Annotated in this window: 18 protein-coding genes; 13 read left to right on the top strand and 5 right to left on the bottom strand. The window is 56.5% G+C overall.

Going from position 1 to position 24478, the window contains the following annotated elements:
- The first annotated feature begins 11 nt into the window (after positions 1-11).
- Entirely contained in the window at positions 12-1973 is a 1962-nt protein-coding gene (locus U9R25_01510) for a serine hydrolase (GenBank protein ID MEA3334556.1), read from the top strand.
- 248 nt (positions 1974-2221) lie between these two features.
- Here the strand turns inward: U9R25_01510 and U9R25_01515 are convergent, their stop codons facing one another.
- Positions 2222-3226: a hypothetical protein gene (locus U9R25_01515; GenBank protein MEA3334557.1), complete on the bottom strand. Its 1005-nt coding sequence runs from the start codon at positions 3224-3226 to the stop codon at positions 2222-2224.
- Positions 3227-3613: 387 nt separating this feature from the next.
- On the opposite strand from U9R25_01515, the gene U9R25_01520 reads away from it, so the two are divergent.
- The 6 genes from U9R25_01520 to U9R25_01545 all read left to right on the top strand — a co-directional run bounded on the left by U9R25_01520 (position 3614) and on the right by U9R25_01545 (position 8900).
- Positions 3614-4087, top strand: a complete 474-nt coding sequence (locus tag U9R25_01520; GenBank protein MEA3334558.1) for a cyclic nucleotide-binding domain-containing protein — start codon at positions 3614-3616, stop codon at positions 4085-4087.
- Between the two features lie 131 nt (positions 4088-4218).
- Positions 4219-5346: a 4Fe-4S dicluster domain-containing protein gene (locus U9R25_01525; protein MEA3334559.1), complete on the top strand. Its 1128-nt coding sequence runs from the start codon at positions 4219-4221 to the stop codon at positions 5344-5346.
- Positions 5343-6212: an FAD/NAD(P)-binding protein gene (locus U9R25_01530; protein ID MEA3334560.1), complete on the top strand. Its 870-nt coding sequence runs from the start codon at positions 5343-5345 to the stop codon at positions 6210-6212. Before U9R25_01525 ends, U9R25_01530 begins: the two co-directional genes overlap by 4 nt.
- Positions 6212-7018 (top strand): oxidoreductase, encoded by an 807-nt coding sequence (locus U9R25_01535; GenBank protein MEA3334561.1) that lies wholly within the window; start codon positions 6212-6214, stop codon positions 7016-7018. The genes U9R25_01530 and U9R25_01535 overlap by 1 nt, the downstream gene beginning before the upstream one ends.
- The gene (locus U9R25_01540; protein MEA3334562.1) at positions 7015-8322 is read left to right on the top strand and encodes a Ni/Fe hydrogenase subunit alpha; all 1308 of its coding nucleotides are present in this window, start codon (positions 7015-7017) and stop codon (positions 8320-8322) included. Before U9R25_01535 ends, U9R25_01540 begins: the two co-directional genes overlap by 4 nt.
- A 77-nt stretch (positions 8323-8399) precedes the next feature.
- Entirely contained in the window at positions 8400-8900 is a 501-nt protein-coding gene (locus tag U9R25_01545) for a hydrogenase maturation protease (GenBank protein MEA3334563.1), read from the top strand.
- Positions 8901-8984: 84 nt separating this feature from the next.
- Here U9R25_01545 and U9R25_01550 read toward each other — a convergent pair whose 3' ends face one another.
- The 3 genes from U9R25_01550 to clpB form a co-directional block, all read right to left on the bottom strand.
- Complete coding sequence (locus U9R25_01550) at positions 8985-9206, bottom strand: hypothetical protein (GenBank protein ID MEA3334564.1); 222 nt, start codon at positions 9204-9206, stop codon at positions 8985-8987.
- A 2-nt stretch (positions 9207-9208) separates the two neighbouring features.
- Positions 9209-9874 (bottom strand): peroxiredoxin, encoded by a 666-nt coding sequence (locus U9R25_01555; protein ID MEA3334565.1) that lies wholly within the window; start codon positions 9872-9874, stop codon positions 9209-9211.
- A gap of 236 nt (positions 9875-10110) precedes the next feature.
- Complete coding sequence (gene clpB, locus U9R25_01560; GenBank protein MEA3334566.1) at positions 10111-12720, bottom strand: ATP-dependent chaperone ClpB; 2610 nt, start codon at positions 12718-12720, stop codon at positions 10111-10113.
- 496 nt (positions 12721-13216) lie between these two features.
- Here clpB and phnC point away from each other — a divergent pair, with 496 nt between their 5' ends.
- The 6 genes from phnC (at position 13217) to U9R25_01590 (ending at position 20203) form a co-directional block, all read left to right on the top strand.
- Positions 13217-13975 carry a phosphonate ABC transporter ATP-binding protein gene (gene phnC / locus U9R25_01565; GenBank protein MEA3334567.1) on the top strand — a complete coding sequence of 253 codons (759 nt, stop codon included), beginning with the start codon at positions 13217-13219 and terminating at the stop codon, positions 13973-13975.
- Positions 13972-15141, top strand: a complete 1170-nt coding sequence (gene phnE, locus U9R25_01570; GenBank protein ID MEA3334568.1) for a phosphonate ABC transporter, permease protein PhnE — start codon at positions 13972-13974, stop codon at positions 15139-15141. Before phnC ends, phnE begins: the two co-directional genes overlap by 4 nt.
- Positions 15142-15284: 143 nt before the next feature.
- Positions 15285-16187, top strand: a complete 903-nt coding sequence (xerD, locus tag U9R25_01575; protein ID MEA3334569.1) for a site-specific tyrosine recombinase XerD — start codon at positions 15285-15287, stop codon at positions 16185-16187.
- A gap of 160 nt (positions 16188-16347) precedes the next feature.
- Positions 16348-17190, top strand: a complete 843-nt coding sequence (locus U9R25_01580; GenBank protein MEA3334570.1) for a purine-nucleoside phosphorylase — start codon at positions 16348-16350, stop codon at positions 17188-17190.
- Positions 17191-17301: 111 nt separating this feature from the next.
- A complete protein-coding gene (locus tag U9R25_01585; GenBank protein ID MEA3334571.1) occupies positions 17302-18042 on the top strand; it encodes a hypothetical protein in 741 nt (246 codons plus the stop codon).
- 79 nt (positions 18043-18121) lie between these two features.
- On the top strand, positions 18122-20203 hold the full coding sequence (locus tag U9R25_01590) for an immune inhibitor A (GenBank protein ID MEA3334572.1): 2082 nt from the start codon (positions 18122-18124) through the stop codon (positions 20201-20203).
- On the opposite strand, the gene dnaE is transcribed toward U9R25_01590, so the two are convergent.
- Complete coding sequence (dnaE, locus tag U9R25_01595) at positions 20200-24171, bottom strand: DNA polymerase III subunit alpha (GenBank protein ID MEA3334573.1); 3972 nt, start codon at positions 24169-24171, stop codon at positions 20200-20202. The two genes, U9R25_01590 and dnaE, sit on opposite strands and share 4 nt — an antisense overlap.
- Positions 24172-24478: the final 307 nt, after the last annotated feature.

The following is a 24478-nucleotide window of genomic DNA, read 5'->3' on the forward strand; positions in this document are numbered from 1 at the left end:
GAGGAGGTGAAATGAGAGTAAGGTTGGTCTTTATCGTCATCGTGTTTGTTCTATCCTTGGCGAACTGTGCTCAATCTTCTGAAACCTCCATTGAAAGGAGAATCCAGAACGTAGAGGATGGTTTGCTCAGTGCATATGGTGATCCGCCCTGGGAAAGGATGGAGATAGCAGAACGTATGGCGTACTATAATGTACCTGGTGCGAGTATAACCGTCATCAATGATTATCAGATTGAGTGGGCAAGAGGATACGGGGTGTTGGAAGCAGGAGGGAGTGAACAGGTTACACCAGAGACACTCTTTCAGGTTGCTTCTGTCGCAAAGCCTGTTGTCGCTGTGGCTGCCCTGTACTATGTTGAGCGGGGACTTGTTGATCTGGATAGTGATGTTAATAGCAGCTTGGTTTCCTGGCAGGTACCGGAGAACGAATTCACAGCGGAAGAAAAAGTCACACTGCGCCGTCTCTTGAGCCATAACGCAGGGATGACAGTTGAGGGATTTCGGGGGTATGCTCTTGGTGAGCAGGTGCCCAATCCTCAGCAGATATTGAATGGGGAATGGCCTGCCAACTCACCTTCGATCCGTGTGGACATAGTTCCAGGAACACAACATCGCTACTCGGGTGGTGGGTATATGATTGTGCAGCAGCTTCTGGAAGACGTGACGGGTGAGCCTTTTCCGGACATCATACAGAACTCTGTACTTGAGCCATGGGGAATGACTGCCAGTACGCTTGAATCGCCACTTCCAGAAAGGTTGAGAGCAATCGCTGCATCCGGTCACCGCGCGGATGGGTCACCCATTCCAGGAGGGTGGCATACGTACCCCGAGATGGGGTCAGGAGCAAGCATGTGGTCGACTTCATCTGACTTGGCGCAATTTGGGATAGGAGTGATGCTATCCTATGCAGGAGAATCTGGAGGGGTTCTTTCACATGCTATGGCAATCCAAATGCTGACACCTCAGATAGACGACCGAGGTCTTGGACCAGTATTGGGTGACGACGGTGGCGACCTATTCTTTTTTATGCATCCAGGCGCAAATGATGGATATAAGTCTGTCTTGGTTGTCTACCCGCAAAGAGGGCAGGGTGTTGTTATCTTGACGAACGGAGACAATGGCGACGCTCTCTGGCGTGAGATATTGAACAGCGTCTCCATTGAGTACGGTTGGGTGGGGAAGATAATCGCTGAGAAAAACGTAGCCTGGGTCTGGCTGCTCCTGACAGTGGGCTCTCTGATTGTTTTGATCTGGGACTCGGTGCGTGGCACGCCAGTACCTTGGGGGGGCAGGCTGGTGTGGACGTGTATTACCGCCATCTTTGGTCCGTTGGGGCTAATGGCCTACTTGCTGTCGTACCGCCAGCCAATGCGCTCAGCAAAGCCACAAGCCACGGTGACGAATTGGCAGCGTGCTCTTGCAGCTACATCATACAGCGTGGCTGGATATGCCATAGTGTGGCTCCTTGGGATTGTGTACTTTGCCTATTTCCTGCCCAACCCCGAACCAATGCACATTCTGGTTGTCACATACATTGCCCCGCTTATCATTGGGCTGCTGGCTTTCCGTCCTCTACTTGTGGTCTCACGGCTGGGGGAAAGATACTGGGTTGCACTCCGCCGTACGGCCCTAACCGAGCTCATCTCGGTGCATCTAGCGTTTGCGGGCATGTTTCCGGTGATCCTTTTCCTGGTGGAGCGGTGGTTTCCAGGCCCCCCTGATCTGAGAAATCCGTTGGTCTGGTTCATGATTTCACTGGCTGCCATCGCTGCTGCGCTCGTTGTCTACCCGTTCAATGCCTGGATGGCACGCCGCCGGCTTGATTGCCTACCCGTCTGGTTGCTTGCCGGTGAGGCGACCGTGGAGGAGGACAACATAGTACTGCCGTCTTTGCGAAATGCCTGGGCTGCTCTGCTGCTGAGTTTCGCCCTGTTCATTGTTTCCCTCGGGCTGACGGCATCGAACCTGTCGTAGGCATGGAACATTCAACACGGTTTTCGTGGATAAGACACAAAAGCAAAAGGAGAAGGAGAAGGAAAGACATTGGAAGTCGTTGGTGAATCCGAACGGTTCCGGCTCACCACTCGCGGGCGGCTGCGCCGCCAGATCCTCGTGTGCATCCCACGCCCTGCGGGCGGGAAATGTCCCCGCCGTTAGCGCGCCACGGTCTGTCATATTGGATGACTTCGCCGCCGGTCTTTCTACCGACGAGTGCCGATTAACTACTCCTCAGGCGCAACAGCCCGCAGCACCTGGGCCAGGTCGGCGCCGAAAAGAGCGGTTCGAGTCGGATTATTGGGATCGCCCCAACGGACCAGCCTGATTTCCCCACCCTCGATCTCGATTCCGGTAATGGTACTGTCCCCGAAGGAGCAGCAACCGGTGTTGAAATAGCAAGGCTTTTCCCCCGGCAGTACGATCTCGCCCCCAATCTCCTCCTCGATCCATTGTTTGCCTGTTGCCGACGGCAAGCCCTCTGCCCTTATCGTTTTTTCCATCGCCTGTTGAAAGGAAAGACCTTCCCAGACCGGATGGTGGGTGTGGCCTGCAATCAAGACGGTACCTGGTTGGCCGGCAGCATAGGAGTACATAGCCAGTTCATGCCGCTTTTTGAGCTGGAAATTGTTGCTGGGCGTGCTGCTGGGTATGTTCAGAAGCCTTTGAATTGGCCGCCAGATGTAGCGCACTACCAAAAGGGAGAGCCCCGAAAGGTGGTCTGAGTCCAGCGTGCCCTGGTGTCCATGAACCAGGAACAGCTCGCCCAACTCCTGGCCGCGATCGGTCACCGTGACGCGCAACCCTTCGATGACTTGCTTGCCGCCCAGGAACGGTCCAAGATAGCGCATCACCTGACGGGAGTCGTACCAATTCAGATCATGGTTCCCCACGAACCTGATATAGCGATCGGGCTGGCGTGCCTCGGCGAACGATTGTTCCCGGTGCAGCACGTTCTCATAGGCGTCAATGACCGGCTGGGGCAGATTCTCCCACAGCTCCTCCACATCGCCGATCAACCAGAGCTCATATCCCTGCTGCCAATAGTGTTCCAGAGCAGCCAGATACACCTGCTCGCAACGCCTGAAATCATCGGCGCCATCTCTGACACCTTTGTGTAAATCGGAGAGCAGGATCAGGCGGAGGTCGCCGAGTTCGCGCACCTGCTGAAGGCTATTGCTTGCTCGAACCTGATCCAGCCGTTTGGAGACGTTTTCTGCATAGGTGGTCATCGATGATCGCCTTCCTTATCCGGAGTATCGCGAAGTATAACATAGAGCCAGAGGGATGACAATCAGATCGATTCCCGCCGAACCATGAGTAGCTGTTTGAAAAAGGATGGAAGGTCTCCCCAGGCCACTCGAAAGCTGCAATTCAGGCCTGGAAACCCGCTTGATGCCGCCAAGCACACTTTGAAGACCCAACAAGCCCATGAAAAAGGCTTTTCAAACAGTTTCCGAGAAAGGAGTGGACAAAATGCACCATTCTTGTTATAATAATCACACAGAGGAAAGGTTGACGGTTGGCGATCACTGGTGACACCGCCGTCCACCCGCCATCGTCTACGAACTGATTGGGCACACCCCTGTGCAAGCAAGTCCAGTTGAAAGGAGGCCGCTATGACCGATACCATCCTGGAGATACTCCAAGAGATGGATTTCACGCGTGACCTGGAGCCAGACCAGCAAAAAAAGCTGGCGTCTATGGCGTTCCAAGTCAGTTTCCCGGAAGAAACATTGATCTTTCGTGAGGCCGATGAAGGAGAACTGCTGTACATGATCCGCGAAGGTCAGGTCGCAATAGAGATCCATGTACCGGGCCAGGGTCGTTCTACTATCCTGACCCTTGGCCCCAGTCAAGTTCTGGGATGGTCGTCCCTGATACCTACTACCCGCAAAACAGCCACTGCCAGGACGGTTTCGCCTGTCCAGGCCCTGGCCATCGACGCCAAAGAACTGCGGGACACCATGCAGGCTGACCATGATCTCGGATTCGCGCTGCTCCAGCAACTGGTGGAAGTAATCACTGGGCGCCTGACCGCAACACGGCTTCAGCTGCTCGATATCTTTGCACACGAAGCACCTGACACCTGATTAGAGAGTCCCGCCGAGGATTGCACTGCAGATAGTGACCTTATTCCTCTGGCTTGTCCAGGTTTGGGTACTCTCAGTTGAACTGCAACGCGTCAACCCACTCGTTGCATGACCATGCTCTTGGAGGAACGATGCCAGACCTTACCCCAAACATCGGTGCCCATGTGAGCATCGAAAAATCAAGTCTTCAACAAGTCCTGGATGTTCTGAAAACTATGGGTTATTCCCTGGTCGGACCAACGCTGGGCGAAGGAGCTATCGTCTATGACGACATCGACGGCATAGACGATCTGCCTCGCGGTTGGACCGATCGTCAGGACGCAGCAACCTACCAGCTTCAGAAGCGAGGCGATGACTCCTATTTTGGCTACGTCGTCGGCCCGCAATCCTGGAAGAAGTACCTTTACCCGCCTTCGTACAGGCTCGGCACGGTAGAACGAAAGAACGGCAGCTACAGTTCGACTCCCAACGACGAGGAAGCGCCTCGGTACGCCTTGATCGGCGTGCGGGCGTGTGAGCTAAAGGCCATCACCATCCAGGATAACGTTTTTCTGGGCGGTGATTACCAGGCGCCCTGTTATAAATCGCGCCGGCAGTCGGCCTTCGTGCTGGCGGTCAACTGCACAGAGCCTGGCGGTACCTGTTTTTGCACTTCCATGGACGCAGGTCCCCAAGTCGGCCCCGGCTTCGATCTGGCGCTAACCGAGTTGGACGATGTCTTCGTGGTTGAGATTGGCTCGGACATAGCCCGCCACGTAATGAGCGAAATCCCCTGGCAACCGAGCGGTGCCTTCGAGCTGCAGGCAGCGCGCCGTGCGATTGCCAGCGCCGAAACGCGAATGGGCCGCCAGCTGGATACATCAGACCTGCCAGACTTGCTGTACAACAATCTGGATCACCCACGCTGGGATGATGTTGCACAGCGCTGTTTATCCTGCACCAACTGTACACTGGTTTGTCCCACCTGCTTCTGTAGCGACGTACTCGAAATCAGTGACCTGACTGGTCAAAAGGTAGACCGGGTCCGCGTCTGGGATTCCTGTTTCAGCCTGGAGTTCTCCCATGTCCACGGTGGCAATATTCGACCCGCTACGCGCTCACGCTACCGCCAGTGGTTGACTCACAAATTCGCGTCGTGGATCGATCAATTCGGAAGCTCAGGTTGTGTCGGCTGCGGGCGATGTATCACCTGGTGTCCGGTCGGCATCGACGTTACCGAGGAAGTTGCTGCCATTCGTATGGAGGGTCCGCAACAATGAATGTACCGAACACCTTAACAGCAACACCGATGACCAATGGAAATCCCATGCAGGACTATCCAGCTGTTGTGACAGAGATCACCGAAGATGCGGTCGCCGTCGCCACCTACATGCTGGCTTTCCAGGATGTCGATGTTGGCCAGCAGTTCAACTTTTCGGCCGGCCAGTTCAACATGATCTTGCTGCCCGGCATTGGCGAGGTTCCGATTTCGATAAGTTCAGATCCAGGCACACCCCAATCACTGGGCCACACGATTCGCTACGCAGGCAATGTCACCAGCGCGATCGCCCGCCTGCAAACAGGTGACATTGTAGGCCTTCGCGGTCCCTATGGTAGCCACTGGCCTATGGACAAAGCCATCGGCCAGGATATCTGCATTGTCACCGGTGGTATCGGGCTGGCTCCCTTGCGCCCCGCTATCTATGAGATCATCAACAAGCGCGACGATTACGGGCAAGTCATACTGCTTTACGGTGCTCGAACATCAGCCGACATGCTCTACACGGATGAGTTCGACACATGGCAAAACCATGATATCCAGGTACATACGACGATTGATCGTGCGGAAGAAGGCTGGTCGGGACACGTCGGCGTGGTTCCCATGCTCTTCTATCACCTGCGACTCGATCCTGCCAACACCCTGGTCTTGACCTGTGGCCCGGAGATCATGATGCGCTTCGTGATCTATGAAGCATTGGCTCGGCGCATTCCCAGGGAAAATATCTACGTTTCCATGGAGCGCAATATGAAATGTGGTGTGGGCTTCTGTGGCCATTGCCAGATTGGCCCCAAATTTATGTGCAAGGAGGGACCGGTGCTTTCGTTCGCACAGTTCGAGCCCTTCTTCGGCGTGGAGGATTTCTAATGAGCAAGACAGACGGAGCGAACGGCCAATCAAAACCAAGGCTGGCCGTTTTCAAGTTCGCCTCGTGCGACGGATGCCAGCTATCCCTGCTGGATGCCGAGGACTATCTACTGGCAGTCGCCGGTGCCGTGGAAATCGCCTACTTCGTGGAAGCCCGGCGCCAGACACTTCCAGGTCCCTACGACGTTGCCCTGGTCGAGGGCTCAATTTCCAATGAGGAACAGGCCGAACAAATACAGGAGATCAGGCGTCAATCCAGCTTCCTGATCGCCATCGGCGCCTGTGCAACAGCCGGCGGCATCCAGGCGCTGCGGAACTGGCAGGATGTGGATGATTACATCAATATTGTCTATGCCAATCCCTCCTACATCGACACCCTGGCGACCTCGACGCCGATCAGCGACCATGTGGCGGTCGACTTCGAACTGCGGGGTTGCCCGATCAACAAGTATCAGCTGCTGGACGTGGTTACATCCCTGTTGATCGGTCGACAGCCGCGGGTTCCCACCTACAGCGTATGCGTCGAGTGCAAACGCCGGGGCACGACCTGCATCATGGTTGCTCAGGGTGTCCCATGCCTGGGACCGGTAACCCAGGCTGGATGTGATGCCATATGCCCTGCCTACAACCGGGGATGCTACGGCTGTTACGGGCCCATGGAAGCGCCCAATGGCGCCGCGTTGGCCCAACAGCTGGAAAGCATGGGATCCTCACCTGACCAGATCGTTCGACTGTTTCGGGGCTTCAATGGCTATGCAGAGCCTTTTAAGGCTACCAGCGATGAGTACGAGGAGATGGGTCGATGACATCTGAAAACGGTCAGAAGCGAATCAAAGTAGACTACATGGCCCGCGTCGAGGGAGAAGGCGCGCTGGATATCATTATCGAAGGCGACGAGATCAAACACCTTGAGCTCAACATCTTCGAGCCGCCCCGCTTCTTCGAGGCCTTTCTGCGAGGCCGTGACTACTGGGAAGCCCCTGACATCACTGCCAGAATCTGCGGAATCTGCCCCGTGGCCTATCAAATGAGTTCGGTACACGCCATGGAGAAGATCCTGGAGATCGAAATCACGCCCGAGATCCGTCGACTTCGCCGCCTCCTTTACTGTGCAGAATGGATCGAAAGCCACGCCCTTCACATTTTTCTGCTCCACGCCCCTGATTTCCTGGGCTACGAGAGCGCCATTTCCATGGCTGCCGTTCCGGCGCTGCTTCCCACCGTGGAAATGGGCCTGCGCATGAAGAAGATCGGCAACGACTTGCTGGCCACTATCGGAGGAAGAGAAGTCCATCCGGTCACGCCCACAGTGGGGGGATTCTATCGGGCGCCGACCCTCAAAGAGCTCCAGGCTCTCAAGGAGGATTTCGAGTGGGGTCTGGAGGCGGCCATCAGCACGGTCGCCTGGACGGCAACCCTGGACTTTCCAGACTTTGCCCCTGACTACGAAGTCGTATCCCTGTCCCACCCCGATGAGTACCCGATGAATGAGGGGCGGGTGGTCAGCAACAAAGGACTCGACATCCCCGTCGAGGAGTTCGAGCAGTACTTCCTTACCGAGCATGTCGCCCACTCGAATGCGGTGCAGGTGCATCGCGATCACGGCGGCAGCTACCAGACCGGTCCGCTGGCCCGGGTGAACCTCAATCTGGACAAGCTATCCCCCCAGGCGCAGAAGGCGATGCAGGATACGGGAATCGAGTTTCCGAACAACAACCCCTTTATCAGCATCGTTTCCCGCAGCATCGAAGTAGTGCACGCCTTTGAAGAGGCGTTGGAGATCATCGACAGCTACGAGCGACCGGTGCCCAGTCGAATCACGGCAGTTCCCCAGGCCGGCGTGGGTTGTCACATCACCGAGGCGCCCCGGGGCATGTGTTACCACCGCTACCGCATCGATGACCAGGGTATCATCCAGGATGTCCGTATCGATGCACCCACGGCCCAAAACCTGCGGCGAATGGAAGATGACCTCCGGGCGTTTGTCCCGCAGGTGCTCGATCTGCCGCTGGAGGATGCCACCTGGAGATGTGAGCAATTGGTGCGCAACTACGATCCATGTATTTCGTGCGCCACCCATTTCCTTAAGCTGAATATTCAAAGGCGCTGATACTCGCCCTTCCCGAGACCATCGAGTGGGCCTGGCTCCAGGCCCACTCGATATCTTGCGGTTCCCACGTCCCAAAAGTGACTTCAACCAGCTTCCGCGTGATCGGAATCGGCAATCCATGGGCTTCCGACGACGGTATTGGCCCGGTGGTTGTCGAAAAACTACGAACACACCTTCTTGAACAACGGCCCGATCTGCAAACGCGCGTTCAACTATTCACGCTCAGCCAACCTGGTCTGCAATTGCTGGAGTTTATCGAGGGGTGCCAGGCTGTTGTGATCATCGACGCTGTCTCCAGCGGATCCCCGCCGGGAACTATCCACCAGATTGAATGGCAACCAGATGTAGCAATCAGCCGGCATGTGGAACGGGCCTCTACCCATGGCTTTGGGGTGGCTGAAGTCCTGGCGCTGGCGCAGTCTCTGGACCGTCTTCCCGAAAGGATCCGCTTGTGGGGAATCGAGGCCAGGACCACGGCCCCGGGCCAGGCGCTATCTCCGAAGGTTGCGGCGGCCATTCCCGCCTGCATCGAGCAGATCATCGAGTTCCTCGAGCAAGATACTAACAGCATCGATTGATCCTGAAAAACGTTAATTGACTACGCGCAACGGCCCAACCGAAAAATCGGCCGGGCCGTTTTTTGATTCAGGAAACGGGAATCTCTATGTAGAAATCGCAGCCATGCCCTGCCCGGTCAGGCTGTATTGACCCTCTTCTTCAAGCAGCAGCCCACCATCCACCAATTCCCGCAGGCTGCCGCGGATCTTAAACAAACGCAGGCCGGTACGCTCAGCGATGTCGCCGGCCGAGGCCGGTTGTTGCAGGGCCTGGAGCACCGCCTGTCCTGAAGCGGAGATGGTCCCGTCAGCGTTGATGCAGGCCATCCTTATACCTCAAGATCCTTTTTGCAAAGATACCAGTCAATGCATTCGTAGCCAGCCGCCACCCGCTCGTCTGCCGCTTCCGCCGTCTGGGGGGGCGGAACAATGACCTGGTCACCCGGTATCCAGTTGGCTGGCGTCGCAACTTTATGCTCGTCTGCGGTCTGTAGCGCCGTAATCAAACGCAGGATCTCCTGCATGTTGCGTCCCGTGGTGAGCGGATAATAGATCATTGCCCGCAGAATGCCCTCGGGGTCGATCACAAAGACGCAGCGGGATGTCTCAACCTTGCTTTCGCCCGGCATGATCATGCCATACGCCGTCGCGACCTGTTTATCCAGGTCCGCAATGATGGGGAAGGGAATCTCCACGCCCAGGTTCTCGTTGATGTTGCGGGCCCAGGCAATGTGGGAATAGACACTGTCGATGCTCAGGCCCAGCAGTTCAACATTCATTTTCTGCAACTCGGGAAAGATCTCAGCGAAGCCTACAAATTCGGTTGTGCAGACCGGCGTGAAGTCAGCCGGGTGCGAAAAAAGCACCAGCCAACTGCCCTCATAGTCGGAAAGCTGGATCACGCCATGAGTCGTAACCGCCTCGAATGCGGGCGCCGGTTCGTTGAGTCGGGGAAAGCTGACCGTTTGTGCAGTTTCTTGGATTTCTGAAGACATTGTGTTCCTCCTGATCGGACAAGTGGGTGAATTTGAAAACCTGCAAAGGCAAGCAACGAAATCAGTCGTCGAGTCCTTTCAATTCCAGTTCGGTGCAACTGGCAAAAGAACTCATCTGCCTTTGCTGCAATCTTAACCAGAACCTTGCCAGATGTCAATATCCGGCGGGATGAAAAAAAGCTAAGAATCCATCGCGACCATCAGCCTCTCCCAGTTGTCGTTTCCCGGGATGATGCCTACACCGGTTCCCCTGCCACCTGGCGACGAAAGACTATTTCACCATCTTCCACGTCGACGACAACAGTGTCGCCATCCTCGAACTCGCCGCTTAAAAGCGCCATTGCCAGCGGATCCTGGATCAGTCGCTGAATGGCCCGCTTCAGCGGCCGGGCGCCGTACACCGGATCGTATCCGGCATCGGCCAACAATTGGCGCGCCTCCGCAGTCAGTTCCAGGTTGATATTTCGGTCGGCCAGCAACTGGCGCAGGCGTTCCAGCTGGATCTCGACGATCTTAACCAGATGCTGCTTGTTGAGCGGATGGAAGATCACGGTCTCGTCGATCCGGTTCAGGAACTCAGGGCGGAAATGGCCGCGCAATGCCTCCAACGCTTGCTCCCTCACGGCATCGTCAGACCCATTCTGGAAGGCATCCCAACTCAGATACTCGCTACCCACATTGCTGGTCATGATGACAACCGCATTCTTGAAATCCACCGTGCGGCCCTGGCCGTCGGTCAGACGCCCATCATCCAGCAGTTGGAGCAACGTGTTGAACACCTCCGGATGCGCCTTTTCGATCTCATCGAAGAGGACCACCGAATAGGGCTTTCGGCGAACAGCCTCGGTCAATTGGCCTCCCTCGTCATAGCCGACATATCCAGGCGGCGCACCGATCAACCGGCTGACGGCGTGTCGCTCCTGATACTCAGACATGTCGATGCGAACCATGTTCTGTTCATCGTCGAAGAGGAATTCGGCCAGCGCGCGGGCCAGTTCCGTCTTGCCCACACCGGTCGGGCCCAGGAAGATGAAACTGCCAATGGGCCGGTTGGGGTCCTGCAGGCCGGCCCTGGAACGGCGTACCGCATTGGCCACTGCCTTGATGGCCTCGTCCTGGCCCACGACACGGTCGTGCAGATTGCCTTCCATCTGCAGCAACTTCTCGACCTCACCCTCCATCAGTTTGGATACAGGGACTCCCGTCCAGCGTGCCACAATCTCGGCGATGTCCTCCGCGTCAACCTCTTCCTTGAGCATCATGCCGCGGGCCTGCATCTCGGCCAGTTGCTGGCCCACCTGGGCCAATTCAGCTTCCTCCTGGGCCAGCTTGCCATACTGCAGCTCACTGGCTGTCTGCCAGTCCTGGGCCCGCTGAGCCTGTTCAATTTCGAGCCGCGTATTCTCGATCTCTTCCTTGAGCCGGGCATGCCGCTGAATCATCTGGCGCTCGGTATCCAACTGGGCATTGAGTGCCGTTTGTTGCTCCTCAAGATCGGCCAACTCGCGCTCCAGGTTCTCGAGGCGAGCCTTGCTGGCCTTGTCCTTTTCCTTCTTTAGCGCTTCCCGCTCGATCTCAAGCTGCATGACCTTGCGCTTGATCTCATCCAACTCCGCCGGGTCGCTGGTGATCTCCATGCGCAGCCGGCTGGCGGCCTCATCCATCAGATCGATGGCCTTGTCAGGCAGGAATCGATCGGAGATATACCGGTGGGACAAAGCAGCCGCCGCGATGACAGCAGCATCGGTGATCCGAACGTTGTGGTGTACCTCGTAGCGCTCTTTCAGGCCACGGAGAATACTGATGGTGTCTTCCACCGTCGGCTCATTGATCAGCACAGGCTGGAACCGTCTTTCCAGCGCGGCATCCTTTTCGATGTGCTGCCGGTACTCGTCCAGGGTTGTCGCGCCAATGGCATGCAGTTCGCCCCGGGCCAGCAATGGCTTGAGCATATTGCCGGCATCCAGCGCTCCCTGGGCAGCCCCGGCCCCCACCACGGTATGCAGTTCGTCGATGAAGAGAATGATCTCGCCGGCGCTCTCGGTGACCTCTTTGAGTACAGCTTTTAACCGCTCCTCGAACTCGCCGCGGAACTTGGCGCCCGCTACCAGGCTGCCCATATCCAGGGCTATGATTTTTTTATCCTTCAAGCCCTCGGGCACGTCACCCCGCACGATTCGGCTTGCCAACCCCTCTGCAATGGCGGTCTTGCCAACACCAGGTTCGCCGATCAGCACCGGGTTGTTTTTCGTGCGCCGGCTCAGGATTTGAATGACGCGGCGAATCTCCTCGTCCCGTCCGATAACAGGATCCAGCTTTCCCTTCTGGGCCGCTTCCGTCAGATCGCGGCCATACTTGGTGAGGGCTTCGTAGGTGGCTTCAGGATTTTGGGTGGTCACGCGCTGACTGCCCCGGATAGCTTGCAGGGCCTGCAAAATGGCGGCTTTCGTGATTCCTGCCGCGGCCAGCAGGCGCTGAGCGGCATCCCCCTGTTTGTCGGCCAGACTCAGGAATAGATGCTCCGTACTCACGTAGTCATCCCGCATGGTTTCGGCTTCCTTCTCAGCCGCCTGCAGGACACGTCGCAAAGCGCTTCCTACCCCGACCTGGCTTGCACCGCCGTACACCTTGGCACGCTTCTGCAGCTCAGCCTCGACCGTCTCCATGAGCTGGAGGGGGTCATCACCGAGTCCCTGCACGACCTTGGGAACCACTCCCTCTTCCTGCTGAAGCAGGGCAAGCAAGAGGTGCTCAGGTTCCATTTGGGCATGGCTGTAGCTTTCGGCTAAAGCCTGAGCCTCCACCAGGGCTTCCTGGGCTCGTTGTGTATATCTATCCATTCTCATAGCGATTTCTCAAAAACTCCTTCCCGATTTTATCGATTCCCCTTGCCGGGCAGAGGACCGCAGATTACACAGACCTCCGGCGCAGATTCTCGCCGATCTTTTCTGATCTTTTCTGATATCTGATCTGCGTCCATCAGCGTTCATCGGCGTTTTCTGCGGTTGTGTTTTTTTCTTTCTCATCGCAGATTCTCGCCGATCTTCTCTGATGACGGAGATCTATTATAGCACATTCTTCCAATGAATCAATGGAGTGGATTGTTTTTTGATTTTCAGTTTACCCGATTTGTGTCAGAATGGTGCTAGCGAAGCGTTAGCGTTCCGTTTGAGTCAACAGAACAGGGATGGCGCAACAGGCCGGCGCTGTTCCGACTATGATCCCACTTGCCCCGCGCTGCGAATCGGTGTATGATGCACAAGCTGGCCAGCAGACAGCACCTCGAAAATCCCTCACACCAATTCCGTTCCCGGTGTAACGTGCCGATCAAGGAGATCGTTTGTGCTGGAAATCATAGATCTCAGCAAGACCTATGAGGATGGTACCGAGGCACTCAAGAACGTTTCGTTCAAGGTGCCGCAGGGTCAGTTCCTCGTGCTCATCGGCCTGAGCGGATCAGGAAAAAGCACCCTTTTGCGTTGTATTAACCGACTGGTCGAACCAACGGCAGGCCAGGTCATTTGGGATGGTAGAGATATCACGGCGGCCTCCGGCGGAGACCTTCGCAAGATCCGGCGGGAAATCGGCATGATTTTCCAGCACTTCAACCTGGTGAAACGCAACTCCGTCCTCACCAATGTCATCAGTGGGCGCCTTGGGTACACCAACAGCCTGCGATCCATGCTCAACCTTTGGCCCAAGAGTGTCAAGGAAGAGGCGATGATTAACCTCGACCGGGTCGGGATCGCCGAAAAAGCATGGAACCGCGCCGACGCCCTCAGCGGCGGGCAACAGCAGCGGGTCGGGATCGCCCGGGCCTTGATGCAGCAGCCGCACCTGATGTTGGCTGACGAGCCAGTAGCCTCCCTGGACCCGGCCCTGAGCCATTCGATTATGGATTATCTTCAGGACCTGAACCAACAGGATGGCATCACGATAATCTGTTCCCTGCATTTTCTGAGCCTGGCCCGGGAGTATGGTGATCGCATCATCGCTCTCAAGGATGGCGTGATAATGTTCGACGGATTGCCAGTCGAAATCAACGATGCCCGATTCCTCGAAATCTACGGAGACGAGGCGATGGAGGTAGAGGTTCGATGAGCCTCTACGATGAGTATCGCCCGCGCAAGTCCTTCTGGCAGTATCTACTGCGGTGGATTCTGATCATCTCCGGCATTTTCATTTTTGTATGGGCTTGGCGAGTCACCGAAATCGACCTGGCTGCGCTGCCCGAGGGATTCGACGATGTCAAACCCCTCTTGAGTGCACTGATGCACCCGGAGGTTTTATCGCGAGAGGAAGAGGATTTTACAATTACGGCTCTCCTGCAGGTGCCATGTAGCGATGATCCACCGGCTCAAATGAAGCCGCGCGAGGAAGGTTACATGATCTTGAGCAGCACCTGCGCGGATCGAGGGGAGGAGGTCGGCGTCGTTGGTCAGAATTTCCCGCCGGATACGGAGATTTCTTTGCGCCTGGCGGCAGCCGATAACCCCCGTATCGACATCCTGGATGTTGTGACCAGCGATGGCGATGGATCATTCGAAACGGTTATCACTGTCCCCTCGGACTGGCTCTCCCGAGAGGAGTTTCTTGCCCACCGGCTTCAGGCCCAATATACCATCGTTACCGGACCGCTGACTCTTTCCGAAACCACCAAGCTGGTCATCGACAAAATGATCGAGACGGTTCTCCTTGCCATGATGGCGACGGCACTGGCGGTAGTTTTTGCCGTGCCCATCAGTTTTTTCGCCGCCCGTAACCTGATGACCCGCAGCCGGATCGGCACTGTGATTTACTACGTGGTTCGGCTCACCCTGAACCTTCTGCGGGCAATCGAGCCCCTGATTTGGGCCATCATTTTCGCCGTCTGGGTGGGTGTAGGTCCCTTTGCCGGAGTGCTGGCTCTCACGCTGCACTCCATCGCCGCCCTGGGAAAGCTCTATTCGGAGCAGATCGAAAGCATCGATCCTGGTCCTATTGAGGCAGTCACCGCCACGGGCGCCAATCCGCTGCAGAATGTCATCTACGGCGTGGTGCCACAGATTGTGCCACCCTACATTGCATTCACCCTTTATCGCTGGGATATCAACGTGCGAATGAGCACTGTCATCGGCCTGGTGGGCGGTGGCGGAATCGGCTTCCTTCTGATCCAGTGGATTAATTTACTCCAGTACAAGCAAGCAGCCGTGGCAGTATGGGCTATCGCCATCGTCGTGGCTATCATGGACTATGTCAGTGCCGTGGTGCGAGAGCGTTTGGTCTAGAATTTCCAGTTGACATTATGGCAAGCTGTGGTACAATAGGGACATAGAAATTACCATAACGAGTTTTCAATAAGCAGTGAAAATGCTCTTCCTGTCAGACCGGAACAGCACCTTCAAGGCAAAACAGCGGAAGGGGTGCAGCAATGCAAGCGCGTATCGACGAGTTCCTTGACTATCTGGCAACGGAAAAAGGCTACTCGGTAAACACCCTGGCAGCCTACCGAAATGACCTGACTCAATTCGCCCAGTACCTCAACGATCTACCCGTCGATGCCGCCCCTACGAATTGGAATCAGGTTACCAAAGCCCAGATCGTGGGTTTCATCCTGCACATGAAGGAGCGGCAATATGCTTCTTCCACGGTCGCGCGCAAAGTAGCCGCCATCAAATCCTTCTTTCATTACCTCTACGATGAAGGGATTATTCAGGAAGACCCCACCCTCAGCCTGGAATCGCCCAAGGTAAAAAAGCACCTGCCAAAGGCCATTTCCGTGGAGGATGTGGAAAGGCTGCTGAACGAGCCGACCAAGTCGGACAGTCCCAAATCACTTCGCGACGCTGCTCTGCTCGAGGTACTCTATGCCACCGGCATGCGCGTCACCGAATTGGTTTCGTTGAACGTCAACGATGTCGACCTGGATGCCGGTACCATCTACTGTGTCGGAAAGGGAGACCGGGAGCGGGTTGTACCCATCTACGACCAGGCAGCTCAGGTTCTGGCCAGCTACCTGGAACGTGGGCGGCCTCGCTTGGTTAGAGGGGACGATGAACCGGCATTGTTCCTCAATCATCGCGGCCAGCGATTGACCCGTCAGGGCTTATGGCTGATCATCAAACGATACGTGGACGCCATCGGGATTGAAGGCGAGGTTACGCCCCATACACTGCGCCATTCGTTTGCGACCCACATGCTCCACGGTGGTGCCAAGCTAAGGGATGTGCAGAAGCTACTGGGGCATGCCAACATCTCGACCACCCAGGTTTATACCCAGGTCACCAGAGACCATCTGAGGGAGGCGTACAACGAGGCCCATCCCAGGGCATAACCGACAGGGTTCGTGCCACGCGATCCCCGGTCACCAGAAAACGGAAGGCAGAGCAGAGCCTGTCTACGGATCATGGTCAACATTTCACGGTAGCGGCACCGGTTGGTGCCGCGCCTTGGCGCTATGGCATGCCCGTTTTCCCAATCTACGAGGACAATCCATGATCGAAATTCCAAGTCGCGAAGACTTCCTGGAAGCTGCCGCCGTGGTCCAGGCCTCCAGTACCCTTGAACCGACAATCGCTCTTGTGCTGGGTTCCGGGTTGAGCCCGCTGGCCGATGAGGTCGAGGACGCGGTCAGCATCGACTACCGCGACATCCCCCACTTTCCGATTTCGACCATTCCCGGACACAGGGGCCGGTTGGTCATTGGAACCCTGGAGAACAAGCCAGTACTCATCATGCAAGGCCGGGCCCACTACTATGAGGGCTATTCGATGCAGGAGGTAACCCTGCCCATTCGCGTGTTTCGCCTCCTGGGTGTGGACACCCTCATGTTGAGCAATGCTGCTGGAGGCATAAACCAGAAGTTTCGCACAGGTGACCTGATGCTGATCGAGGATCACCTGAACCTGGTTGGCTTCGGAGGCGCGACTCCCCTGCGTGGTCCGCATGATCCCGCCCTCGGTCCCCGTTTTCTTGACATGTCAGCGACCTATGACCGGGATTTGCGCCAAATGGCAGTGGACGTGGCCGACAGGGAGGCCATCCCCTTGCACAAAGGAGTGTACGCGGGCCTCTCTGGTCCGACCTTCGAAACGCCCGCCGACATTCGATTCCTGCGGCTGATTGGCGCCGATGCTGTCGGCATGTCGACCGTACCCGAGGCCATCGTTGCCAGGCATGGCGGGATGCGTGTGTTGGGTGTGTCCGGCATCAGCAATGTTGCCATTGACCAAATCGACGTAGAGGGTGAGGCCAGCCATCAAGAGGTTCTGGAAGCAGGTCAACTGTTGGTGCCTCGTCTGACCAGCCTGATCAAGGGAATCCTGAGACAGTTGTGAACTTCCCCCCCAGCGCAAACGTGATATAATGGGAAGATCGGAGGTATTTCCGAGAAAAGATGCCCTGCCAACTGCTGGGCATCTGTTTTGATGTTGAGGTCTTGACGTAGCATGGCCATCGTGGTCCAGTTGATAAGCGAATATTCGAACTGGTTTTACGCACTCTGCGCAATCGCCGCTGTGGTCCTGCTTCGCTCTGCGATTCTGGCTCGGCGCGAACGTAAGCATGCCGTGTTCAGCCTTGAGCGGGAGGCTGCGCTCAATCGGACCCATGGCATCTTTCGGTTGACAATCATATTGGCTCTTTTCATGGGTGCTATCTTCTTTATCAGCACCTATCTTGTAGAAGCGGTCGAACCGATCATTGCGCAGGCCGATCCGACCCCAACGCCACCCTTCTTGATCAACACACCGACACAAACTGCCGCACCCACCTCGACTGCGACGGTAACGCCCACAATTACGCCCACTCCCCGCCCGCGGGCCACGCCGCGTCCCATTCCAACTGCTGAGCCGGAGAAAGTACAAGGGGCAGTGGCACCAGCTAATTGTACCGATCAACGGGCCGTAATCCTGGAACCCGGCGCCGGCCAGCAGATCACGGGACCAATTCAGGTGATTGGAACTGCGCAAACTGACAGTTTCCAGTACTTCAAGCTGGAATTCAAGCCGGTCGGCGGTGCTGGAGACTTCAACTTCTATCTAAGCCGCGAGGCGGCTGTCCTCAATGGCCCCCTGGGTACGTGGGACCCGTCAGGTCTCCCGCCCGGGCCATATCAACTCAGGCTGGTAACCGTTGACAACACGGGAAATTTCGGCCAATGTATTGTCGACGTAACTATTGGCGATTGAGGTGGCTTCTGGAGGCCAGACGTTGAGACAGCAGCCGATCGAAAATTGCGCCAAAAGAAATTGATTGGGAGAACAGGTTTTGAACAAACAAGACAACAACACAATTTGGTGGATCCTCGGCATCCTGGCAGCGGTTCTTTTTTGCTGCTGTCTATTCGTGGTCGCAACCAGCGGTATTATTTTTGGATTGAACGCGGTCAACGCACCGGAACCACCGGTCGTGCCCATTCCCACCATCGAAATAGACGCTATTCCCGAATCGGGACAGTCGTCCTTGCCCACGGCGACCTGGCAGTCCAGTGGGACGGACCCGGCCATCGCGCCGCCGGCGCATCAGGGTCTGTCTGCCACTGAGAAAGCCCTGGCGGAAGCCGTGGTGCCAGCCCGTGACTTGCGACGCCTGGCCGAAGAAATGCGTGGCACCGGTCCGATTCCTGAAATCGTGCACGAGTCGCCACCGGAATATTCGCTCGGCGAAAACGAGTCGTTCTGGGTGAGCAACAGCGACGACGTAGAGCATTTCCAGATAGATGCGGAGCTGGTTTACGCCAACGATGTTCTCTACATCTGGATCGAGCAGGGCCTGCGGTATAATCTTGACGATATCATAACCTCGGCTGATAAGTTCGCCTACGAAACCTATCCCACCAATCGGAATTTCTTTGGCAGTGAGTGGAGCCCAGGCATCGACAGCGATCCTCGACTCCATATCCTGCACTCGAATCAGCTCGGTGACACCATCGCAGGCTATTACAGTGGCGCTGATGAGGTAAGCAACAAGGCACAGCCATTCTCCAACGAGCGAGAAATGTTCTACATCCATCTTGGCAACGCCAAGCCCGACTCCGATTTCTACGATGGCGTATTAGCCCACGAGTTCCAACATATGATCCACTGGTACCAGGATAAAAACGAAAGCAGTTGGGTCAATGAGGGCATGAGCGAACTCGCCAGCGAACTCAACGGCTACAGCCGCGGCGGCGCCGATCGGGTGTTCAGCCAGTTGCCCGATACCCAGCTCAACACCTGGAGTGACGACCCGGACGGTCGAACCGAACACTACGGCAACGCCTATCTCTTCGTCTCCTATTGGCTGGATCGATTCGGCAACGAGTTAACCCAGGCAGTGATCGCCAGCGATGCCAATGGCATCGAGGGATTTGAGGAAGCGCTTGAGAACAGCGGCACCGGCCTTAGATTTGATGACGTGTTCGCGGACTGGGTGATTGCAAACCTGCTGAACGATACCAGCCTGGCTGATGGCCGCTTCGGTTACGAACGGGACGAAATTGAGCCGATGGCCGTGGACGCACAACACCGCCGCTACCCCGTGCAGAGAGAATCTGAAGTTCACCAGTATGCGACCGATTATGTGAGATTGCGTGGCAGCGGTGATCTGGATGTGGATTTCCGTGGCGCAACCACTGCCCGGCTTGCCTCCACCAATGCCCACGGTGGCGATTTTATGTGGTGGGCCAACCGGGTGGACGATTCCGATGCACGTTTGACCCGCGCTTTCGACCTGAGCGAGGTCGACCAGGCAACCTTACGGTTCTGGTCCTGGTACGATATCGAACACGATTGGGACTATGCCTATGTGATGGTCTCGGCCGATGATGGCAAGACCTGGACCCCGATGCAAACTGGCGAAACAACAGACACCAATCCCAATGGCAACAGTTTCGGCTGGGGAATCACAGGTTGTTCTGGCGATCCCGACAGCCAGGAAGCGGGCGATGACTGCAATGCCAAATGGATCGAACAGATGGTTGACCTGACGCCCTACACAGGACAAGAGGTACTGGTGCGGTTCCAGTACATCACCGACGACGCGGTCACCTACCCGGGGTTTTTTATCGACGACATCAGCATTCCGGAGATCGGATATGAGTACGGTGCCGAAGATGGGGATGATAACTGGGTATCGGAGGGTTGGATTCGAACGGACAATCAACTGCCACAGAGGTGGTTGATCCAGTTGATAGAGCTTCAAAGCGGTCAGGAACCGGTGCTGACACGCCTGGGCGTCGACGAAAATGGCGAGGGTCGTTGGCTGGTACCTGATTTGGGTCGCCGCAAGGATGCCATACTGGCGATCAGCGCCCTGGCACCCGTTACCACCGAGGTGGCGCCCTACGAATACACTATCACTGAGCGCTAGCCGCGCCCTGGCTCCCGTATCTCCACATTGGACATTCCAAGACGGTTGGCTATCCGGTCCTCGAGCTCCGGTGTCACCGTAGTGCTGTTGTTGGGAAATTCCATCAATAACACTTCGCCATTCTTTCGAAGCACGACAGAAAAACGGTCTGGGCCAGGTCGCTCCTTCAATTGCTCGTAAACCCAGGTAAGAAGCCGTTTGTCTCGCTCAGCCACATGACTCCGTTGAATGGTGACCCGGATTTCCACCGGTTCACGGACCTGGACGGGCTCCGGAGGCAACGCAGACCCGCCGTCGACAACCTGTTGCGTCGATTCTGCGGTTTCTTTCCTCTCTGTCGAAGACTGGTCAGGAATGATAGCCCCCTTGTCCGCAGAGTCATCCGCGCCTGCCTCAACTTTCCCGGCACCAGCGGAGAAGGTGGGTTGCCCCAATCCTGGACCCTCTTTAAGCCATTCAGGTTCTTCCGCAGCGAAGGGGCTCTGGTCGCTGCCTGTGCCCAGATCAGAAGTCAGATGGTCGCGCCCATTTCGCTCGACCCCTTGCCTGGATGACATGCCGCGAGCACCGTTACGGTCCTCAAACACGGTCTGGATCCGCAAGTCAGCATAGGGGTCATCGCGCTCGTCCGAGGCGACAGCCCTCTCCAGGAAATCCTGGACATGCTCACACTGCACATTGACCTTTTCCGCCCGCTTTTCGGCTTTGCCCCGTATCAGGACAATTTTATCCACTTCCCACAGCGCTTTACTTTCCTCCCATATCTTCGGAAAGACGACCACATCACACTGCCCTTGAAGGTCCTCAAGCGTAACGAACGCCATGCGGGCACCCTTCTTGGTGGTAATCTCATTCACTCTTACGACGTTTCCGGCCATCACGACGTTTTTGCCCGCATAGCTATCATCCAGGTCGCCACAGAAACAGGTAATCACGTCACTCACATCTGCTGCCATCTGTTGCAATGGATGGGAAGAGACAAAAACCCCCAGAAGCTCCTTTTCCTCGACCAATCGTTGTTTGGGAGACATCGGCTCCACAGCAGACAGCTGAATCGTGAGCCCGCCGTCCGCGCCGTCGCCCGCGCCCAAAAGACCGAAGAGGTTGAGCTGGCCTGCTGCTGCTGCATCATGGTTCTGTTTGCTTACACCGATCATCTGGTCAAGAGCTTCCATTAGACAGGCACGTTCGCCAAAATCGTCAAGGGCGCCTACTTTGATCAGACTCTCCAGTGGGCGCCGTCCCACCTTGCGAAGATCGACACGTTCGCAGAAATCATCCAGCGACGTGAAAGCCCCCTTGCTCCCGCGAGCCTCCAGAAGGGCATTTACTGGTCCTTCGCCCACGTTTTTGATCGCCGCCAGACCATAGCGGATGGCAGCGCCCTCGGGCACGGGAAAGGGATAGCCGATGCGCGAATCCTTGCCGGAAGGTGGATGGACGCCTTCCGGCAATTTCTCCATCACGAAATCCATCCCGCTGGCATTGATATCGGGAGCAAGGACCTCGATGCCCATGCGACGGGATTCGGTGATATAATAGGCGACCTTGTCGGTGTTATCGCGCTCGACAAGCAGCAACGCCGTCATGTACTCCAGCGGGTAGCGGGCCTTCAAATAGGCGGTCTCAACCGTAATGACCGCGTAATCTGCTGCATGGGCCCGGTTGAAACCGTAGCGAGCAAAGCCCATCAAGGCATCCCAGATAGCGTCCGATTCGGTGTGGGTCAGGCCAGATCGCTGTTTGGCACCCCTGGCGAAAATCTTTCGGTTTTCGACCAGCACCTTTTCCTTCTTTTTGCTGATCGCCCGGCGCACGAGATCGGCGTCACCGGCCGAGTATCCGGCGATGTCGGTCAGCAGCTGGATGACCTGTTCCTGGTACACGCAGATGCCAAAGGTCTCGGCCAGGATCGGTTCCAGGGCCTCGTGGACATACACGGCCTCTTTCTCGCCGTGCATGACTGCGATGTAATCGGGAATGAACTCAATGGGACCGGGACGATACAGGGAAATGGCGGCCACAATGTGGTTAAATTCCGTTGGCTGCATCTCAGCCACTGTCCGGCGCAGCCCGGCGCCCTCCACCTGGAAGATTCCTGATACCTCACCACTTGAGAGCAACTGATAACTCACCGGGTCATCCAGCGGAATGTTTTCCAGAGTGAACTTTTCGCCGTGGCGTTCTTCGATTATCCTGGTAGCTTCCCGCATGATGGTAAGCGTGCGAAGACCCAGGAAATCAACCTTGAGCAAGCCAATCGATTCGCAGATGGGAAACTCGAACTGGGTCACCGATTCTGTGATGACTGCCTTCTGGGGCCGCATCACAGGCAGGTACTCCACCAGCGGCTCATCGGTGACAATCACCGCCGCTGCATGGGTGGAGGCATGACGAGCCACCCCGTCCAGGGCACTGGCCGTATCGAGCAGATCCCGTATGTAGTCCTTGCTCTCATATTCGGCGACGAGCTCAGGGACAACCAGCTCCGGTTTTTCAGCGTCCTGGCCCAAGGCCTGGCTGAGAGTCACCGGTTTGCCCGGAACATTTGGAATGAGCTTGGCGACGCGGTCCACCTCGGGCAGAGGTATATCCAGGGCACGGCCTACATCGCGCACGGCAGCCCGGGCTTTCATTCGACCGAATGTCACGATCTGGGCTACGTGGTCGGCGCCGTACTTGTCGATGGTATAGCGGATCATCTCTTCCCGTTGGTCGTCCGGGAAATCCAGGTCGAAGTCGGGCATGTTGACGCGGCCCGGGTTGAGAAACCGCTCGAAGACCAGGTTATTGGAAAGGGGATCGAGCCCTGTGATGCCGATGGCGTAGGCGACAATGGAGCCGGCGCCCGATCCGCGCACGTTGAACCAGATATCTCGTTCCCTGGCGTAATCGCAGAGATCGCCCACGATCAGGAAGTAGACATCAAAGCCCATGTCGTTGATGATTTTGAGCTCATGCTCCATACGGTCCCGCACATCGGTATCATCTGCCCGTTGGCCGTAACGTTGTTGCAGACCCTTCTCAGTCAGATGGCGCAGATAGGTCTGATAGGTGAAGCCCTCCGGGATTTCAGTGTCGGGCAAGTGAAAGGAGCTGTCCTCCAGATCCACCTGGCACATCTCAGCGATGCGCAGAGTATTGGTGAAGGCACTTTCGGGAAGGGTCGCCAGGGGGCGGAAGAGATCACGCATCTCCTGGCCCGTTTTCAGGTAGAAACTGCCACCGGGCATCCGCATTCGATCAGGCTGATTGACCAGTGAGGCGGTCTGCACACAGAGCAAGACATCGTGGAATTTGTCATCGCCAGGCTCGACATAGTGGACATCGTTGCTAACCATCATGCCCACATCGTCCCGCTCGGCCCAGTCGATCAGCGTCCTGTTGACGTGCTGCAGAACCGGAATGTCGTGCTCCTGCAGTTCAATGAAGAAACGATCCTTGCCAAAGACGTCCAGGTACCAATGAAGACGATCCCGAGCTCGCTGTTCATCCGGTACTCGCCCCTTCTCGTTCGAAAGTAAGCTTGGCACCTCCCCGGCCAGGCAGCCGGTGGTGCAAATCAACCCCTCGCTGTGTTCGGCCAGGTAAGCCGCGTCGATGCGAGGCCGATAGTAGTACCCTTTCATCTGAGCGTCCGAGCATATCTTGAGCAGATTCTGGTAGCCGGTCTGGTTCTGCGCCAGGAGTAATAAGTGGTGCCGGAATCGATCTTTCTGGGGATCGCGCGCCTCCATCGACCTTCCCCATGGGGTCAGATAGGCCTCAACACCGATGACGGGATGAATCTCCGCCTCTTTACAGGCCCGGAAAAAGGGTATCACCCCATGCATCGTACCATGATCGGTAAGGGCCAGCGCAGGTTGGCCCAGTTTTTTGGCGCGCTCAACCAGCTTGTCGACCAGGCCCAGGCCATCAAGCAGGGAAAACTCGGAATGAACGTGGAGGTGTACGAAGTCGTCAGTCATGGGCGTTCACTTTTTGGTTGGTTGACGGGAGTGTGTGACATCACGTGAGTAATGAAAGTCCTGCCGTTGACCCAAAGTCTCCCTGCAGGACATTGCTGCAGACGATTATAGCATGGATGCCATGGGGATCGCCAGTTACCTTTTCCGTTATTGCCCCCCTATCGCGGATTTTAAGGTAAGTGATGTAAACGAACTGCTTGTAGTCGCCAGAGTCAACCAGGCCACGGAGGATCGTGGCTACGCCCCAGGGGAAGGACTCCAGTTCTTGTCGGGTGACTCTCAAAACCCCTCCCCCAGCCCGTGCGCG

This window comes from Chloroflexota bacterium (genome assembly GCA_034717495.1).
In the GTDB taxonomy this organism is placed as follows: Bacteria; Chloroflexota; Anaerolineae; order JAAEKA01; family JAAEKA01; genus JAYELL01.